Raw genomic sequence first — 17141 nt, forward strand, 5'->3', positions numbered from 1 at the left:
CTATGGTGCGTTTGTTTAACAAAGCGCCCAAGCGGCGCAATAATTTCATTAAGAAGTCTCCGGCCCTGTATAAGGACCGCGGGGCCTCTTTTTCCGCCGCCAAAAAAGGCGAATGGCAGCCTTACAGGCTGGACAAACGCCTGGCGTTTATTGCGTTTGCGTTTGTGCTGTTCGGGCTGATTTTTACGTATTCTTCCAGCGCGTTTGATTCCATGATGTATTTTAAGCGCCAGCTGGTGTTTGACGCGATGGGCGTGCTGGCGGCGCTGTTTCTGTCGCAGACGTACGACAAACTGCAAAAACTTAAAATCTTCCGCCCGATGAACCTGATGTACGTAACCTGGACGCTTCTGGTAATAGTGCTGTTTACCCGCACGCAGGCCAACGTACACCGCTGGATTGACTTCGGCTTTTTTAAATTACAGCCTTCCGAAATCGCCAAAGTTACGCTGGTGATTTACGTGGCCGATTATCTGGACAATGTTTCCGGGCGGCTGGCTAAAAATTGGAAGCTTTTGCTTAAACCCATGGCCGTGGCCGGGGTGACGCTGGCGCTTATTCTGGCGGAAAAGGACATCGGCACCCCCACCTTAATGGGCGCGGTGTTTGTATTTATGCTGTTGGTGGCCGGGGCGCGGATAAAGCATTTGGCTCTGCCGGCTTTGGCGGTTTCCCCGCTGATTATCCACCAGCTGTTTTTCGTCGGCTACCGGCGCGAGCGTATTTTCTCGTTTCTGGACCCTTTCGCCACGGCGGGCGGCACCGGGTATCAGCTGGTGCAGTCGTTTTTGGCCGTGGGGTCCGGGGGGTGGTTCGGCAAGGGACTGGGAAACAGCGAGTTAAAGCTGGAATACCTTCCCGCCGCACACACGGATTTTATTTTCTCCATTATGTGCGAAGAAGTGGGCCTCCTGGGCGGCGTGGTGATTCTGGGCTTTTTCTGCTGGCTGCTCGTCCGCGGCGTAAGCCTGGCGCGCGTGGCCAAAACCCACTTTCACAGCCTGGTGATTTTCGGGCTTACGATTACCATTTGTATGCAGGCGTTTTTTAATATGGCGATGGCCATCGGCCTCCTGCCCACCAAAGGAATCGCGCTGCCGTTCTTTTCGTACGGCGGCTCGTCGGTCATTATGACGCTGGTCATGATGGGCATTATTTTAAATATGGCGGCGGTGGACAACACCCAAAACAACCTGCGCGAAGACATTACCAATTACAAAAACAGGAATAAATAACCGTATGAATAAACGTTTCTTAATTGCATCCGGCGGCACGGGGGGGCATTTCTACCCGGGCCTGGCTCTTGGCAAAGAGCTCAGAAGACAGGGTTTTGCCGTTCTGTTTGTGGTGCGCAAAAACGATCCCGCCGCCCAAATACTGGACACGCATAAACTCCGTTACAAAGAAATAGACTTCACCGGCCTTCCCCGTTCGGTAAACCCGCTGCGGCATTTGAAATTTTGGGCCAAATTTTTTAAATCTCTCAACCAAACCCGCCGCATTATTAAAGATTTCCGGCCGGACGCGGCCGTCGGCACCGGCGGATACATTTCCTTCCCGCTTATTTTTACGGCGCATTTTATGGGCGTTAAAACCGCCGTACACGATTCCAACGCCCGCCTGGGGCTGGCCAACCGGGTGTGCGGCAAATTTGCCGATTTGTTTATGCTGGGTCTGCCGGTGGATAAAAAAATCAGAAATTCGGTGCTTACCAGCACGCCCATACGCAGTGAATTTGCCGACGCCGCCGACCGCACGGCGGTACTGGAGGGCCTGGGGCTGGACCCGGCCAAACGCACCGCCCTTATTTTTGGCGGAAGCCAGGGCGCCAAGGGTTTAAACGCCGCCAGCGCGCAGGCGGTAAAAGAGCTGGCAAAAACGGCGCGCGGCTGGCAGTTTATCCATATTACCGGCGAGCGGTGGTTCGGCGTGATTCGCGAAGAATATGCCGGGCTTGGGAATATCGCCGTTCTGCCCTACAGCCACGAGATTTATGCGCTTATGCGCACGGCGGATTTAGCCGTCTGCCGAAGCGGGGCGAGCACCCTGGCCGAGCTTATCTACTGCCGTCTGCCGGCCATTCTGGTGCCTTTCCCGCACGCGGCGGCGGACCATCAGTATTATAACGCCAAAATCTTGCAGGAAGCCGGCTGCGCCCTGTTGGTGCGCGAGGACAAAAACCTGGAAGAGAACCTGCTGGAGGCTTTCAAACGCGTAACGGGCAAAGGGCGGCAGCTTGCTTCTATGCGCGGGAGCTACGGCCGCCTGCACATCCCTAACCCGATGACGGCTTCCAAAGAAATCGTCAAACTCCTGCGCCATTTATAAGGCCGCACAGACATACAAAAACCCCGGAACATTGGTTCCGGGGTTTTGATATTGTTAGAGGAATTACATCCCCTGAATAAATTTGCACATCTGTTCGCCGGTATCGTCAGTATAATCACAGCTTTTGCTATTTGGATTATTAGGGTTATACCAAAAGTTGTAGATATAGTTATCAACCGTTCCGTCGTCCGTGCGCCAGACGTCCACATAACCGCCCGTACTTAAACCAAGCTCATAAATAAACAGTTTGGTTTTATAAGCGTCGCAGGTGCCTACGCCAGTTTTGCTGTATCCGCTCGGACTCGTTATCCAACTGCCGCCTTTTAAATCTACGTCGGCTATATCCGTGCGTTTGCAGGCGGTGGTTTCGTTCGGGTTTGCCTGCAAATAACGCTGTTGGGCGTCCACCATCGCTTTGGCGATAATCAACCCTTCACTCAGGCGGGATTTTTCCACCGCCGTTTCGTACTGCGGCAGGGCGATGGCCGATAAAATACCGATAATCAGCACCACCACCAACAGTTCAATAAGCGTAAAACCTTTATTCATGTCGTCTCCTTAAAATTTGGATTTCTACTACAATAGTATACAAATTTTGCGCCGTTTCTCAAGTACAAAAAACGCTTTTTAAAGGCTTGACGGAAAAGGGGGAAAGTGTTATACTAATATATGAACATATGTTCATATGTTTTATTAACGAGGTCCCTTTATGAAAAAAACATCCCTGCCCGGCGGACGCAAACCCTTTCCCGAAACGAAGGGCAAACACGCTAAACGGCACACGCTCCTTTCGCCCGTCCAAATGGCGGACGAAACCCTGTACGATTTGGCCGACTTGTTTAAAGTATTTGGCGACAGCACCCGCCTGCGTATTTTGTGCGCGCTGTTCGGCTGCGAACGCTGCGTACAGCATATAGCCGAAGAGCTGGGCATGACCCATTCGGCCATTTCCCACCAGCTGCGTTTTTTAAAACAAAACAAACTGGTTAAAAACCGCCGGGAAGGAAAAACCGTGTTTTATTCGCTGGCGGACGAACACGTAAAAACCATTTTCAACCAGGGGCTGGAACACGTCCGGGAGGGGTTATGAGCGCGCATACGCATCATGCACACCAAGAAACCGCGGCCTGCGATTCCTGCCGCGCCTGCGCCTGTGCGCACGGGGCAAAAGCCGGGCATTCGTCTTTCGGGGGCTGGAAAAAACTGGCGCTGGCGGCGGTTTTGTTTGCGGCCGGCCTTTTGGCGCCCGGCGGGCTGTGGGTAAAGCTTCCGCTGTATCTGGCGGCCTATGTGTTATGCGGCGGGGAGATTTTGCTTACTTCCCTTCGCAACCTGCGGGCCGGGGAAGTGTTTGACGAAAACTTTTTGATGACGGCAGCCACCCTGGGCGCATTTTTAATCGGCGAATACCCGGAAGGCGTAGCCGTTATGCTGTTTTACCAGACGGGGGAAATGCTCCAGGAGTATGCGGCGGGCAAATCGCGCCGGAGCATTGTGAAACTGATGGACCTGCGGCCGGACTTTGCGCGGGTACTGCGCGGCGGAAAGGAAGAAAAAGTAAACCCGCAGGAGGTAAAAGTGGGCGAAATCACGCGGGTGCGCCCCGGCGAGCGGATTGCGCTGGACGGCGTAATAACGGGGGGAGAGGGGCGTATTGACGCTTCGGCCCTGACGGGCGAGTCCCGCCCGGTGCGCGCGGAAATCGGCAGAGAAGTGCTGGCCGGATGCATCAGCGTGGACGGGGTGTTGGAAATCCGCACGCAGAAAACCTACGAAAATTCCGCCGTGGCCAAAATTTTGGAACTGGCGGAGAACGCGGCCGGCAAAAAATCTTCGGCTGAAAAATTTATCACCCGTTTTGCGCGCGTTTATACGCCGGCCGTCGTGTTTGCCGCGGCGGCGGTGGCCGTGCTTCCGCCCTTACTAATAGCGGACGCGTCCTTTAAAACGTGGTTTTACCGCGCGCTTATTTTCCTGGTGATTTCGTGCCCGTGCGCGCTGGTGCTTTCCGTGCCGCTGGGGTTTTTCGGCGGGATTGGCGGAGCCGCGAAAAACGGTATTTTGATTAAAGGCGGTTCGTATTTGGAGCTGTTGTCCCGCCTGCATACGCTGGCTTTTGACAAGACGGGCACCCTTACCCGGGGCGTGTTTGAAGTAACGGACGTATTCCCCGCGCCGGACGTAAGCAAGGAAGAATTATTACGGCTGGCCGCGCTGGCAGAACGCCATTCCAATCATCCGATTGCCAAGGCCGTTTTAAAAGCCGCCGGAGCGGACAATGCCGCAAACGCGCGCGTATCGGTCCGCGAAGCGGCGGGCGAAGGCGTAGAGGCGGAGACGGAAAACACGCGGATTTTGGCCGGAAACGAGCGTTTGATGCGGCGTTTTAACGTGCGCGGCGCGGAACCGGGCCGCGGAACCTGCGTATATATCGCCGCAAACGGCGTATTTAAGGGCCGCCTTGAATTGGGGGACAAACTGAAACCGGGCGCCAAAGCCGCAATAAAAGAACTGGGCGGCCTGGTAAAGCGGCTGGTTATTCTGAGCGGGGACAGCGTTTCCGCCGTAGAAAAAACCGCGCACGAGCTGGGCGTAACACAAGCCTACGGCGGTTTATTGCCCGCCGGCAAAGTGGAAACGCTTGAAAAGTTAATGAGTGAAACCCCGCAAGGCTCCGCCACCGCTTTCGTGGGGGACGGCATTAACGACGCGCCGGTGCTGGCCCGGGCCGACCTGGGGATTGCCATGGGCGCGCTGGGGTCGGACGCGGCCATTGAAGCCGCCGACGTCGTGCTGATGACGGACGAGCCGAAAAAGATTGCCGCGGCGGTGCGTCTCTCCCAAAAGACCCTGCGCGTAATTAAGCAAAACATCGCGCTGGCGCTTGTAATTAAGGCCGCCGTGCTGACGCTGGGCGTGCTGGGGCTTGCCAATATGTGGGGGGCGGTGTTTGCGGATGTGGGCGTGTCGCTCCTGGCGGTGGCCAATTCTTTAAGGCCTTTGTATTTTAAGGAAATATGATATAATGAGGTTACCGCGGCGGCAGTAAAGCGGCGGTAACTACAATTTATTCTGTTTTTGGAATCCTATTGCAGAATAGGAATGAGCCTTGTTGAGATACAAGGTGCAGATAGAGTCCAAGAGCAGCTGGTTTAGGCAGAAGATAAAGGGAAGTCATGAGCCCTTTGTCTTCTGCCGAGTGTTCCGTATATTTTTATATGGAACCACGGCTGTGTTTTCTTGCGTCACTCTATCTGCCGCAAAGATGATATAGCCGTTTTTTTATTTCTTTCCGCACTTTCTTCTTCTTTCCTGTTCCAATAGAATTCTGCAGTTAAAGGAATCTCTATGCTGGAAACTGAAAAAACATTGTTAAAACAAAAATACGGCCACAATAAATGGCTGTTGGCCATACATATGCTGGGAAAGTATATCAAAGATATATATCATGCACCCCGATTCCGCAGAAAAATTATTTTGCGAGGGAAAAACAACCGTTGCCCCTATGTGCCATGGAAATGTACGGTAAAAATCATTGGCGACAATAACACCGTAGAAATAGACCCTTCCGTTAAAAACTTTAAAGGATATATTAAAATAGGGGATTTCTGTGAGCCAGCAAACAACTGTATAATTCGTATCGGCAAAAACTGTACATCCAATGAAACTAAAATAATTATAATGGAAGACAATACTAATCTTAGTATTGGGAATGATTGCATGTTTTCGTGCGGAATTACCTTTTGCCTAAGCGATTTGCATCCCCTTTATTGTAAAGTAAGTAACAAGCTCCTTAATAAGAGCAAAGAACTGATTGTAGGGGAGCATGTATGGATTGGTATGCACGCCACTATTCTAAAAAATTCCTATATCGCTAAAAATTCCATTGTGGGCGCATATGCGGTGGTGGCGGGAAAATTTACGGAAGAAAACTGCGTGCTGGCCGGTAACCCGGCGCGGGTGGTTAAGCGTCAGGTCTGTTGGCACCGGGAGTGGCCCAACCGGTACCGGGCGGATTCCGCCGGTGAATATACGGAAAACTAACGGCCCCGGATGCGTTTAATGTGGCGGCGGTGCTCGTCAAACGTTTTGGAAAATACGTGCCGGCCGCCGCTGTCGGCCACAAAGTAAAGCGCGTCAAAATTGGGTTCGGGGTTCAGTACGCCCAATACCGATTCCCGGCTTGGGTTACAAATCGGCCCCGGCGGCAGGCCTGCGTTGCGGTAGGTGTTATAAGGAGAGCTCATTTTTAAATCTTTATAGGTCAGGCCCTTTTTCCAGTAGCGGTTTTCTTTCAGGTTAAAACCCAGCGCGTATTGCACCGTAGGGTCCGCCTCCAGGCGTTTGCCGATGCGGTAGCGGTTTAGGTATACCGCGGCAATTTTGGGCCGCTCGTCGTGCACAATGGCTTCGCGCTCCACGATGGAGGCCACCGTAAGCACCTGTTTTTCGGTCAGGTTCGTTTTGTACTTTTTAAACAGCGGCGCGATGTTTTTCTTGTACTGCGCAAGCATTTCGTCCACCACTTTTTGGGCGGGCGTATTTTCGGCAAATAAATAAGTGGAGGGGAACAGGTAGCCTTCCAGGTCGTTTTTGCGCACGATATCCAGGAACGCGCGCGCGTCCGTGATGCCTTTTTCGGCCAGCACTTCGGCGATTTCTTCGCTCCGCCAGCCTTCCAGAAACGTTACTTTTTCGTAGTGGGTGCATTTGCCGCTTTTAATGCAGTTGATGACCTCAAAGGCGGAAGTGTTTTCCCGCAGGTCAAAGCGGCCCGCTTTTAAATCGCGCGCGGAAGAAGTCAAACGCAGCAGGATTTTGAAAAACAGCTCACTGCGGATAATGCCTTTTTCCTTCAGCATTTGCGCCACGGAAGATCCGCTCTGCCCCGGTTCAATCTTTACCACCACCAGCGGCCCTTTGCTGAAAAAATACGCCCGCACCGCCCACATTCCGGCGGCCGTCAAGCATACAAAAAGGCAAAGCAAAAGGATAAATTTTTTCATTTAACGGTGCGTTATTTTACGAGTTTAAAGAAATGGCGTTTGCCCACCTGAAGCACGTCGCCCGGTTCAAACGAAAGGGGCCCGTCGGCGGTTACTTTTTCGCCTTTTAAACGCACGGCTCCCTGGTCAATCAGCCCGCGGGCTTTGTTTTTGCTCTGCGCCGCGCCGGCCGCAAAAATAACGGCGGACAGCAGCGCGCCTTCTTCGGGCTTAAACTCCGGCATATCGGTGGGGAGTTCTTTTTTGGAGAATACTTTTTCAAAATTTTCAAGCGCGGCCGCCGCGGCTTGCTCGCCGTGGAAGCGCGTAACCAGCAGGCCGGCCAGTTTTTTCTTGGCGGCCATCGGGTGCATGGCTTTGATTTCGTCCATATTTTCCGAAGTTAAAAGCTCGTAATACATGGGCATCAGTTCGTCCGGGATGGACATTAATTTGCCGAACATATCGCCCGGCTCGTCGTTAAGCCCCACATAGTTGCCGTAGGATTTGGACATTTTTTTAACCCCGTCCAGCCCCACCAACAGCGGCACCGTAATCGCCACCTGGGGTTCCTGCGCGTGGTTCTTTTGCAGCTGGCGGCCGACGAGCAGATTGAAAATTTGGTCCGTGCCGCCCAGCTCCACGTCCGCTTCCAGCGCCACGGAATCCTGGCCCTGGAACAGGCTATAGAGCACTTCCAGCATGCTGATGGGGGAACCGGCGGCCATGCGTTTTTTGAAATCGTCGCGCTCCAGCACCTGCGCCACGGTGATTTTTTGCAGGGTTTGCAGTAAATCTTTGCCCGACACGAAAGGTTCCAGCCACTCGCTGTTAAAGCGGATTTCGGTTTTGGACGGGTCCAATACTTTAAAGGCCTGGTCGGTATAGGTTTTGGCGTTTTCCAAAATTTTCTCGCGCGGGAGGACGGGGCGGGTGGAATCGCGGCCGGAAGGGTCGCCGATGGCGGCGGTAAAATCGCCGATGACGAGCACGGCCTTATGCCCCAGGTCCTGAAACCGGCGCATTAAAGACAGCGCCACGCTGTGCCCCAGGTGCAGGTCCGCGCTGGTCGGGTCGCAGCCGAGTTTGATTTTAAGGGTTTTGCCGCTTTCCAGCTTTTTGGCCAAATCGGCTTTGGACACTACGTCCACGCAGCCGCGCGTTAAAAAATTGATTTGTTCTTCCAGGGTCATCTTTTATATTCTCCATCCAAACGGGTTCTTTCTCATATTTTACCATATACAAACCAAAACCGCCCGCCGTGTTTTCGGCGGACGGTTCCGTACAAATCTTTCGGCGCGGTTTACCGCAAAAGCGGGCCGCCGAAGCGGTTGTATCCGCGCGAGCCCGGCCACAGGCAAAGCACCAGCACCGCGACGGGGAACACGCACACCAGCAAAAACCACCAGCCGGAAAAGTCCATATCGTGCAGGCGGCGCACCGTGGAAAACCACCACGACAAAAACGCCAGCAGCAAAAGCCCGCTGCCCATAAACAGGCAGATGAGCTTGAGCAGATTGAGCGACTGTTCCGGGCTGCCCGCGCTTACCAGCAGGCCGCCCAGGCCGTACATCACGGCAATCATACACAGCCGGATAAAATAACCCAGCCGGCTTAAACGTCCGTAAAAACCTATCATAATACACCCCCTGTATAGTTACAGTCTAGCACAGAACGCGCGGCTCCGCGCACGTCAAAAAAGATTAGAAACGCCGTTTCCTAGTAAAAATCGTACGGATCGGCCGACACTTTTACGGTTGCTTTTTTAGCGGGCGCAAACGCGTCCAGCGAGGCCAGCAAATCCAGCCAGCGCGCTTCGTCCGTCTTAAACAACAGATACTGCTTTTTCAACACATCCGTTTTTTTGGCGCACCACACCGGCCCCAGCACTTCCAGCGCTTTGCCGGCCCCCAGGCGTTTTATACGGGCGGTTTCGGCATTTAGCAAATCGGTCTCTTTGGCTTTTATCAGCACTTTAATCAGCCGGACGAAAGGCGGATATAAAAAGCTTTCGCGCAGGAGCATTTCCGTTTCCGCGGCGGCGGCGTAATCGCCGGCCAGGAGGGGGGAATAGTCATACGCTTCTTTGTCGGCGGCCTGGATGATTAAACGCCCGTCCGCCACGCCGGAAAGATGCCCGCGCAGACTAAAAAGCATTTGGCCGTATTTTTCGGACGCGCGGAAATCCGGGCTGTCCAGCTCCAGTTCCGCGTCCAGCACCGCGGCCAGCGTCACTTTGGCTCCCCTAAGCGCGCCCGAAGCCAGCCGCGTGCCCACGATAATGTCCGCACTGCCGCTTTTCAGGGCGTTTAACGCTTCAAACCCCTGCCCGGCTTTGGTTTTTAGGGTATCCGAATCCAGGCGCAGTAAATGCGCTTTGGGAAAGAGTTTGGAAAGCTCGGTAACGATTTTCTGCGTGCCGCCGCCGCGCGATTTAAAAATCAGGTTCTGGCACTGCGGGCATTTTTGGTCCAGACTTTCGGTGTGGCCGCATTTTTTGCACACCAGGCGGTCGCCTTTTTCCGGCGTGTTTTCGCGCGCGAGGATGGCGCCGCACTTTTTGCACTTGGCGTATGCGCCGCAGTTTAAACAGTAGTAAGCGTTGGAATAGCCCCGGCGGTTTAAAATAAGCAGGGCGGTTTCTTTGCGTTTTAGATTTTCGGTTAACTGTTCCAGCAGGAAGTCGGATAAAAAGCGGCTCTTTTCGCCTTTCTTGTCGGTCAGTTTGATTTGCGGCGCAAACGCGCGGCCCGGCACGGGTTCTTTAAAAGCAAGCTCCTGCACGCTTCCGTCTTGGACGAGTTTTAACATCTCCAGGCTGGGCGCGGCGGACGCAAAAATGAGCGCGCACCCGTGCGTTTTGGCGCGGAAAAGCAGTAAATCGCGCAGGTGGTAATAGGGTTTGTTTTCTTCCTGCTTATAGTTGTCGTCCCCTTCGTCCAGCACGGCGGCGAGGCGCAGGTTTTTAAACGGCAGAAGCGCGCCGGAGCGCGTGGAAATCACCACGCAGGGCAGGCCGTTGGAAACGGCGGAAAAGTATTTTTTCTTTTTGGAAAGGAGCATCCGGCTGTGCCAGCAGAACACGTTGGCCGCGCCAAAACGTTCTTCGGCCTCGGCGATAAACTGCCGCGCGGCCGCAATATCCGGCACCGTGATTAAGGCCTGCCCGTATCCGGCCAGCACGTCGCCCGCCAGGCGCAGCACCGTTTCGGTTTTGCCCGTATACGAAGGACCGTTAAACAGCACCGGGTGAAATTCATACGCCGGAAACGAGCGGACGGTTTTTAAAGCGTTTTCCTGCGAAGGCGTAAGCGCGAAAGAGGGGGTTTTTACGTCAATAACGACGGAAGAGGGCGCGCTGTCCGGCTTAAAATAGGGCTGCGGAGGAACGAGGGAAAAAAGGATTTGCCCAATCGGCCCGCCCCAGCGGCTTTTCATAAAGCGCATTAAGGGAAACAGGTCCGAACCAAACAGCGGGCGCGGGTCTACAACGGAAGCGATTTCTTTTAATTTGATACCTTCCGGCGCGGTGTTTATTTCGCTTACCGACACCACCATCCCGCCCGTCAGCACGCGGCCAAATGGCGCCGTTACGCGCACGCCGGGAGCGATTTTAGCTTCCAGCTCGGCGGGAACGGCGTAGTCAAAATCGCGGTCCAGCGGGACGTCATACACCACTTTGCAGTACATATCAAAATCCGGGGATAAATTTATTTCGCGCCTTTAAGGCCCAGTTCGGCCATAACCATCTGCAGGTCAATCCAGGCGTCTTTTTTCCAGCCCGGGTTGCGCAGCAGTGCGGCGGGGTGGAAGGTGGCCAGAATTTTAACGGGGCGGGGGAGCGAAACCGAATCCAGGCGCAAATCGTAGAATTTGCCGCGCAGCGCGCCCAGGGACTTGGCGTCCGATATGAGCGCCTTGGCCGACACGCCGCCCAGCGCCACGACGTATTTCGGGCAGATAATGGAGATTTGTTTTTCAATATATTTGCGGCAGCAGGCGATTTCGCCCGCGTTCGGCGCGCGGTCGTTGCCGTGTTTCTCGGGATGGAGCGGGTCCGTCATCGGGTGGCATTTTGCGATGTTGGCGATAAACACCTCTTCGCGTTTCAGCCCCATGGCGGCAATCATTTTGTCTAACAGCTGCCCGGCGCGGCCCACAAAGGGGCGGCCCTGGCGGTCTTCTTCAAATCCGGGGCCTTCGCCCACAAACATCACATCGGCGTCCACATTGCCTTCGCCCGGCACCGCCTTGATGCGCGTGGCGCCCAGGGGGCAGCGGGAACAGTTTTGAATGGTTTGGGCCAGTTCGGCCAAAGCGGCGGTTTTTTCGGCGGCAGTCATAACGGCCTCCAACGGTTCGGGGGCCGCCGCGCCGTCAAAAACGGGAACGTCCTGCACGGGAACGGAGGGGCGGCCGGCTGACGCGCGGGCGGCCTCGCGCGCTTTGGCGCGGGGGAATTCCACCGTCAGCGTTTCGCCCTCGGGCATTTGCGGGGGGCGGGCGCAATCCTGCGCGGGCTCGGACGAAACAACGGCGGCCGCGCGCGAAGGCGCAGCCGCCGAAATAAATTCATCTTCGTCCTGGGCGGCCAGAAAAGTTTTAAAATCCGAAGCCAGCCGGCGCAGAGAATCGCTTTTCATACTTACAGTTTCATCGGTTCTTTGGCTTTGCGTTCCGCTTCTTTGCGGGCTTCTTCCTGGGCTTTTAATTCGGCTTCCAGGTTTTCTTTGCTGATGCGCAGCACTTCTTCTTTGGAAACGCGGTTGGACAGAATGTCGTCCAACGCCACTTTGATAACGACGGCGTGGGGTTCGTTTTTGTATTCGTCTTTTTTCTTCAGCTCTTTGGCCCAGATGGACGCGAGCACGACCACGTCGTAGCGGTCTCCGTCGTAGTTCATCAGTTTGGCGTCAAATTCTTTGTCATTTTTTACGGACATATTCGCTCCTTCGCTACCTACTTCAGATTTTTGATTTTTAAATCCTGCCGTATTACCCGGCACTGTTCGGCCGCGATGATGCCGGCCATTTTTTCCACGGCTTCCTTCAAATCGTCATTGAGCAGGGCGTAATCGTAACGGTCCAGCTCCTGCATTTCTTTTTTGGCGGTTTCCAGACGGATTTCAATGTCCTGCGTATTGTCGTTGCGGCCCAGGATGCGCTTTTTAAGCTCTTTTAAACTGGGGGGAACGATGAACACGGTGGCCGCGTCCGGGTATTGCGCCTTGACGGTGCGCGCGCCCTGTACGTCAATCACCAAAATGGGGCAGATGCCTTTTTTCATCAGGCTGTCCACCGATTTTTTGGGAATGCCGTAATAATGCGTATGCACTTGCGCCCACTCAAGCATCTGGCCTTTTTTGATGGCCTGTTCAAACTGTTTGATGCTCCAGAACAGATAGTCCGCGCCGTCTTTTTCTCCCTTGCGCGGCGCACGGGTGGTGGCGGTAATCACGCGCGAGACGGTTTTGTCACGCTTGAGTACGGCGTCCACGATGGTCGTCTTGCCTGCGCCGGAGGGCGATGAAACGATGATGGGGAAAGCTTTCATTTTTATATTTTAGTAAATAATCCCCCGGGCGTAAAGGGGAAAAAGCGGAAAAACGCCTGCCGGCGGGCAACAAGAAGAAGCCGAAACAAAAGCCGCCTGCCGGACGGCGGGCGGCGTAAAAAACGGCGGCCTGTTAAACGGCTGAAAACGTGTTCTGTCTGCCCTGGGTGGAGACGGCAATAAACTCCATACTCATAATCAAAAAATTATCGGCGGATAGTTGCATAAGTAAGCCTCCTGTTATATTTACAGTATGGCTTTTTGCGCTTATTAAAACCAGGGTCTTTGGACCTATTTGCACCGGGAAAAAGGGCCCAGAACGGCGGGACCGTACGGCCTATTGCCCGGCGCCCAGAGATTTTAAATAGGCCGCTATCCGGGCGTGTTTGTATTTTTTGGCCAGCGCAAGCGGCGTCATCCCCGCGGCGTCTTTTAAGTGAATGTCCGCGCCTTTTTCCACCAGTATCCGAATAACCGCCACGCCGCTCTGGCAGGCCGCGGCCGCATGCAGGGGGGAACCGCCGAAGTTGTCCAGCGCGTCCACTTCCGCGCTGTTTTTAAGCAGAAATTTGCACATAGCAGCCAGTCCGCATTCCGCCGCAATATGCAGCGGGGTCTGGCCGTCGTCCGTTTCGTGGGCCACGGTATAGCCCTGATCCAGCAGTTGGTCCGCCAGCGTAAAATCGTTGCGAAAGACGGCTTGATGGAGGGGAAAGCGGTTCAGCTCTGTAGAAAGAAACGCCACAATCGGCTGGTTTACGCCTTTATATAACCCTTGTTTGCGCCACCAGTTTAAAAAGGGCCGGCGCAGGATAAGAACCGCAATCAAAAAAACCAACAGCGAGAGTTTCCATATCATAAGCAATTCCCCCGGGAAAGTATATCGCTTTTTACTCTACCTAAAATAACGGGGAATTGTCAACGAAATTGACTGTGTCGGCCGGATTGGAGCGGACTGGAAAAGCATACGGAGTGAAATGCAAAATTGAGGTTAATTTTAAAAGTAATTATATTTTAAGTATTTTTTTACATTAATTGCATTCTTTTATCCTGTTGAACGGATAATACGCCGGGTACTTTTTCAAAGAGCCTGATTGTTTTTTGGATATTTTGGCCGGGCGGCACCGAGAGGGCCATACCGTTAAAATTTTTATAGTCGTACAGCACTTTGGCCTGTTGGCGGCGCACGGCCTCCAGCAAAGGCTGTTTGCCTGTTTGCGGGTCGTAAAAGATAATCAGCGTGCGGTTTTCGGCCGCCGGCTGCGGCGGCGGAGCGGAAGCACGGCAGGCCGAAACAAACACCAGTCCGGCCAACAGAAGTAGATAAGCGGCGTATCTCATAGGTATTCCCCTAATGCTTCCCAGGCTTGTGCCCCGGGGACCGGGATAAAAAGCCCCGGCATAAAATCCGGGGCTTTTGAGTCGGTTCAAAACAACTTATTTGCGTTTGCGGGCCAGCACGTCTTTGGCGGCAGCCTGGGCGGCGGCCAAGCGGGCTATCGGCACGCGGAACGCGGAGCAGGACACGTAGGTGAACCCTTCGCGGTGGCAGAATTCCACGCTTTCGGGGTCTCCGCCGTGTTCGCCGCAGATACCCACTTTGAGGTTGGGTTTGGCTTCGCGGCCTTCGGCCACGGCGTGCTCAATCAGCATACCCACGCCGCGCTGGTCCAGCGTTTGGAACGGATCGGCTTCCAAGATGCCCTGTTTTAAGTATTCGGGCAGGAAGGAGCCGATATCGTCGCGCGAGAAGCCAAAGGTCATCTGCGTAAGGTCGTTGGTGCCGAAAGAGAAGAAGTCGGCCTCGCCGGCCACTTCATAGGCCAGCACCGCCGCGCGCGGGATTTCAATCATCGTACCCACGGAGAACTGGAGGTTTTTAACCTTGGCGGCTTTTACCACGTCTTCGTAGGCCTGGCGGATGATTTTCTTCTGGGCGATGATTTCGTTCACGTCGCAGGTGAGCGGAATCATCACTTCCGGGGCGGCTTTTACTTTTTCTTTAAGAAGCTCGGCGGCAGATTCAAAAATCGCCTTGGACTGCATATAGGTGATTTCCGGATACGTTACGCCCAAGCGGATACCGCGGTGGCCCATCATCGGGTTGACTTCGTGCAGGCCGGCGGCTCTTTCCTTAAATACGTCCATGGAAATCCCCAGCGCTTTGGCCAGTTCTTCCTGTTTCTGCGGCAGGGTGGGCACGAATTCGTGCAGGGGCGGGTCCATCAGGCGTACGGTAACGCCGAAGCCGGCCATTGCTTTCATCGTGGCTTTGATTTCTTTCTTCATGAACGGGAACAGTTCGTTCACCGCCGCTTTGCGTTCGTCTTCGTTTCCGGCCAGAATCATTTTGCGCAGGATGAAGAGCGGTTTTTCGGAATTTTTGCCGTAGAACATATGTTCAATGCGGAACAGTCCGATGCCTTCCGCGCCGAACTTGCGGGCGTTTTTGGCGTCGTCTTCCGTATCGGCGTTGGCGCGCACTTTCATGGTGCGTACGCTGTCGCAAAGCGAAAGGAATTTGGCCAGATTTTTGTTGCCTTCGCCGGCGGCCAGCATTTTCAAAGCGCCGTCGTATACCCAGCCTTTGGTGCCGTTTAAGGTAATGCTGTCGCCTTCTTTATAGGTTTTGCCGCCCATTTTGACGGTCTTTTTCGCGTTGTCCAGTTCCAGCTCGCTGCAGCCGACGATGCAGCATTTGCCCCATCCGCGCGCCACCAGGGCCGCGTGGGAGGTCATGCCGCCGCGCTGGGTCAAAATACCGGCCGCGGCGCGCATCCCTTCAATATCTTCGGGGTTGGTTTCTTCGCGGATTAAAATGGCGTTCTGTCCGGCGGCCTGGAGTTTGATGGCGTCGTCGGAATTGAACACGACAAGGCCGCTCGCGCCGCCGGGGCCCGCGGGCAGACCTTTGGCGATGGGTTTTGCCTGCGCTTCGGCCTTCGGGTCAATGGCGGGCAGCAGGAGCTCGCCCAGCTGGGCGGGCGTTACGCGCAGGACGGCTTCTTCTTTGGAAATCAGTCTTTCTTTGACCATATCCAAAGCCATCTGCACGGCCGCGGTGCCGTTTCTCTTGCCGACGCGGCACTGAAGCATCCACAGGGTGCCGTGTTCAATGGTAAATTCAATATCCAGCATGTCGTGAAAGTGTTTTTCCAGCTTTTTCTGGATGGCGTCCAGCTCTTTGTACACTTTCGGCATTACTTTTTCCAGGGTCGGCAAATGCGCGGAGTGCGCGTTGGCGGACCATCTGTTCATCGGAGAGGGGGTGCGGATACCGGCCACCACGTCTTCGCCCTGGGCGTTGATTAAGTATTCGCCGTAGAAGTGGCTGTCGCCGTTGCCGGGGTTGCGCGTAAAGGCCACGCCGGTGGCGCTGGTGTCGCCCATATTGCCGAAAACCATCGTCTGCACGTTGACGGCGGTGCCCCAGTCGTGCGGGATGTTTTCAATGTTGCGGTAGGCGATGGCGCGTTTGCCGTTCCAGGAGGCAAACACCGCGCCGATAGCGCCCCAAAGCTGTTCCATCGGGTTGTCCGGGAATTCTTTTTTAAGCACTTTCTTGACGGTGGCTTTAAATTCGGCGCAGAGCTTTTTGAGTTCTTCGGCCGGGATGTGCGTATCGTCGGTTACGCCGAGTTTCTTTTTCAGGTCGCCCAGCATACTGTCCAATACTTTGCGGATGCCTTCGCCGTCTTTGGGTTCAATGCCGGCGGCTTTTTCCATCACCACGTCGGAATACATCATAATCAGGCGGCGGTACGCGTCGTACACAAAGCGGGCGTCGCCGGTTTTTTCAATCATGCCGGGGATGGTTTTTTCGGTCAGGCCGATGTTTAAAATGGTTTCCATCATACCGGGCATGGAAGCGCGCGCGCCGGAGCGTACGGAGACGAGCAGCGGATTTTTGACGGAGCCGAATTCTTTTTTGGTGATTTTCTCAATTTTCTTGAGGCTGGTTTCCACGTCGGCTTTTAAGGTTTTGGGATAGGTGCGTTTGTTGTTCCAGTAATAGGTGCAGACTTCGGTGGTAATGGTAAATCCGGGAGGAACGGGGAGTTTTAACTGGCCGGCCATTTCCGCCAGGTTGGCGCCTTTGCCGCCCAACAACTCTTTCATTTTGCCGTTTCCTTCGGCTTTGCCCGCGCCGAACGAGTAAACGTATTTGGCGGGTTTCTTGAGAACGGTTTTCTTTACGGCTGCTTTCTTTACAGTCTTTTTAGCGGCGGGTTTTTTCGCGGCCGCTTTTTTGACGGTCTTTTTTACCATAGGTGG

The 17141-nt window shown here is 54.4% G+C and carries 16 protein-coding genes; 5 read left to right on the plus strand and 11 right to left on the minus strand.

Annotated elements, in window-relative coordinates; all coding sequences use genetic code 11:
* The first annotated feature begins 2 nt into the window (after window positions 1-2).
* Window positions 3-1235, plus strand: a complete 1233-nt coding sequence (locus ACQY36_RS00155; RefSeq protein ID WP_428077158.1) for an FtsW/RodA/SpoVE family cell cycle protein — start codon at window positions 3-5, stop codon at window positions 1233-1235.
* Window positions 1236-1239: 4 nt separating this feature from the next.
* Window positions 1240-2328 carry a UDP-N-acetylglucosamine--N-acetylmuramyl-(pentapeptide) pyrophosphoryl-undecaprenol N-acetylglucosamine transferase gene (locus tag ACQY36_RS00160; protein WP_428077160.1) on the plus strand — a complete coding sequence of 363 codons (1089 nt, stop codon included), beginning with the start codon at window positions 1240-1242 and terminating at the stop codon, window positions 2326-2328.
* Window positions 2329-2391: 63 nt separating this feature from the next.
* On the opposite strand, the gene ACQY36_RS00165 is transcribed toward ACQY36_RS00160, so the two are convergent.
* On the minus strand, window positions 2392-2877 hold the full coding sequence (locus ACQY36_RS00165; protein WP_428071499.1) for a type IV pilin protein: 486 nt from the start codon (window positions 2875-2877) through the stop codon (window positions 2392-2394).
* Window positions 2878-3037: 160 nt separating this feature from the next.
* On the opposite strand from ACQY36_RS00165, the gene ACQY36_RS00170 reads away from it, so the two are divergent.
* The 3 genes from ACQY36_RS00170 to ACQY36_RS00180 all read left to right on the plus strand — a co-directional run bounded on the left by ACQY36_RS00170 (window position 3038) and on the right by ACQY36_RS00180 (window position 6372).
* A complete protein-coding gene (locus ACQY36_RS00170; RefSeq protein ID WP_428071498.1) occupies window positions 3038-3418 on the plus strand; it encodes an ArsR/SmtB family transcription factor in 381 nt (126 codons plus the stop codon).
* On the plus strand, window positions 3415-5349 hold the full coding sequence (locus tag ACQY36_RS00175; RefSeq protein ID WP_428077162.1) for a heavy metal translocating P-type ATPase: 1935 nt from the start codon (window positions 3415-3417) through the stop codon (window positions 5347-5349). Before ACQY36_RS00170 ends, ACQY36_RS00175 begins: the two co-directional genes overlap by 4 nt.
* 327 nt (window positions 5350-5676) lie before the next feature.
* Entirely contained in the window at window positions 5677-6372 is a 696-nt protein-coding gene (locus tag ACQY36_RS00180) for an acyltransferase (protein WP_428077164.1), read from the plus strand.
* Here ACQY36_RS00180 and mltG read toward each other — a convergent pair.
* From mltG to ppdK, 10 genes are all read right to left on the minus strand, one after another.
* Window positions 6369-7334, minus strand: a complete 966-nt coding sequence (mltG, locus tag ACQY36_RS00185; protein ID WP_428077166.1) for an endolytic transglycosylase MltG — start codon at window positions 7332-7334, stop codon at window positions 6369-6371. The two genes, ACQY36_RS00180 and mltG, sit on opposite strands and share 4 nt — an antisense overlap.
* An 11-nt stretch (window positions 7335-7345) precedes the next feature.
* Complete coding sequence (gene tyrS / locus ACQY36_RS00190; RefSeq protein WP_428077168.1) at window positions 7346-8506, minus strand: tyrosine--tRNA ligase; 1161 nt, start codon at window positions 8504-8506, stop codon at window positions 7346-7348.
* 110 nt (window positions 8507-8616) lie between these two features.
* On the minus strand, window positions 8617-8952 hold the full coding sequence (locus ACQY36_RS00195) for a DUF805 domain-containing protein (protein WP_428071488.1): 336 nt from the start codon (window positions 8950-8952) through the stop codon (window positions 8617-8619).
* An 80-nt stretch (window positions 8953-9032) separates the two neighbouring features.
* On the minus strand, window positions 9033-11003 hold the full coding sequence (gene priA / locus ACQY36_RS00200; protein ID WP_428077170.1) for a replication restart helicase PriA: 1971 nt from the start codon (window positions 11001-11003) through the stop codon (window positions 9033-9035).
* Between the two features lie 20 nt (window positions 11004-11023).
* On the minus strand, window positions 11024-11956 hold the full coding sequence (locus tag ACQY36_RS00205) for a uracil-DNA glycosylase (RefSeq protein WP_428077172.1): 933 nt from the start codon (window positions 11954-11956) through the stop codon (window positions 11024-11026).
* A 2-nt stretch (window positions 11957-11958) separates the two neighbouring features.
* Entirely contained in the window at window positions 11959-12255 is a 297-nt protein-coding gene (locus ACQY36_RS00210) for a hypothetical protein (protein ID WP_428056574.1), read from the minus strand.
* A 17-nt stretch (window positions 12256-12272) separates the two neighbouring features.
* Window positions 12273-12866: a guanylate kinase gene (gmk, locus tag ACQY36_RS00215; RefSeq protein WP_428056575.1), complete on the minus strand. Its 594-nt coding sequence runs from the start codon at window positions 12864-12866 to the stop codon at window positions 12273-12275.
* Window positions 12867-13203: 337 nt separating this feature from the next.
* Window positions 13204-13725: an ankyrin repeat domain-containing protein gene (locus tag ACQY36_RS00220; RefSeq protein WP_428070733.1), complete on the minus strand. Its 522-nt coding sequence runs from the start codon at window positions 13723-13725 to the stop codon at window positions 13204-13206.
* A gap of 167 nt (window positions 13726-13892) precedes the next feature.
* Window positions 13893-14207, minus strand: coding sequence for a hypothetical protein (locus ACQY36_RS00225; protein ID WP_428077174.1), 315 nt, complete (start codon window positions 14205-14207; stop codon window positions 13893-13895).
* A 96-nt stretch (window positions 14208-14303) separates the two neighbouring features.
* On the minus strand, window positions 14304-17135 hold the full coding sequence (gene ppdK, locus ACQY36_RS00230; RefSeq protein ID WP_428077176.1) for a pyruvate, phosphate dikinase: 2832 nt from the start codon (window positions 17133-17135) through the stop codon (window positions 14304-14306).
* Between the last annotated feature and the right edge of the window lie 6 nt (window positions 17136-17141).

Origin of the sequence: Candidatus Avelusimicrobium alvi (genome assembly GCF_958451995.1) — a bacterium.
GTDB lineage: Bacteria > Elusimicrobiota > Elusimicrobia > Elusimicrobiales > Elusimicrobiaceae > Avelusimicrobium > Avelusimicrobium alvi.

Bases quoted from the DNA above. Each gene is read 5' to 3' on its own strand.
- ACQY36_RS00155 (WP_428077158.1), top strand. From the start codon at position 3: ATGGTGCGTTTGTTTAACAAAGCGCCCAAGCGGCGCAATAATTTCATT.
- ACQY36_RS00160 (WP_428077160.1), top strand. From the start codon at position 1,240: ATGAATAAACGTTTCTTAATTGCATCCGGCGGCACGGGGGGGCATTTC.
- ACQY36_RS00165 (WP_428071499.1), bottom strand. From the start codon at position 2,877: ATGAATAAAGGTTTTACGCTTATTGAACTGTTGGTGGTGGTGCTGATT.
- ACQY36_RS00170 (WP_428071498.1), top strand. From the start codon at position 3,038: ATGAAAAAAACATCCCTGCCCGGCGGACGCAAACCCTTTCCCGAAACG.
- ACQY36_RS00175 (WP_428077162.1), top strand. From the start codon at position 3,415: ATGAGCGCGCATACGCATCATGCACACCAAGAAACCGCGGCCTGCGAT.
- ACQY36_RS00180 (WP_428077164.1), top strand. From the start codon at position 5,677: ATGCTGGAAACTGAAAAAACATTGTTAAAACAAAAATACGGCCACAAT.
- mltG (WP_428077166.1), bottom strand. From the start codon at position 7,334: ATGAAAAAATTTATCCTTTTGCTTTGCCTTTTTGTATGCTTGACGGCC.
- tyrS (WP_428077168.1), bottom strand. From the start codon at position 8,506: ATGACCCTGGAAGAACAAATCAATTTTTTAACGCGCGGCTGCGTGGAC.
- ACQY36_RS00195 (WP_428071488.1), bottom strand. From the start codon at position 8,952: ATGATAGGTTTTTACGGACGTTTAAGCCGGCTGGGTTATTTTATCCGG.
- priA (WP_428077170.1), bottom strand. From the start codon at position 11,003: ATGTACTGCAAAGTGGTGTATGACGTCCCGCTGGACCGCGATTTTGAC.
- ACQY36_RS00205 (WP_428077172.1), bottom strand. From the start codon at position 11,956: ATGAAAAGCGATTCTCTGCGCCGGCTGGCTTCGGATTTTAAAACTTTT.
- ACQY36_RS00210 (WP_428056574.1), bottom strand. From the start codon at position 12,255: ATGTCCGTAAAAAATGACAAAGAATTTGACGCCAAACTGATGAACTAC.
- gmk (WP_428056575.1), bottom strand. From the start codon at position 12,866: ATGAAAGCTTTCCCCATCATCGTTTCATCGCCCTCCGGCGCAGGCAAG.
- ACQY36_RS00220 (WP_428070733.1), bottom strand. From the start codon at position 13,725: ATGATATGGAAACTCTCGCTGTTGGTTTTTTTGATTGCGGTTCTTATC.
- ACQY36_RS00225 (WP_428077174.1), bottom strand. From the start codon at position 14,207: ATGAGATACGCCGCTTATCTACTTCTGTTGGCCGGACTGGTGTTTGTT.
- ppdK (WP_428077176.1), bottom strand. From the start codon at position 17,135: ATGGTAAAAAAGACCGTCAAAAAAGCGGCCGCGAAAAAACCCGCCGCT.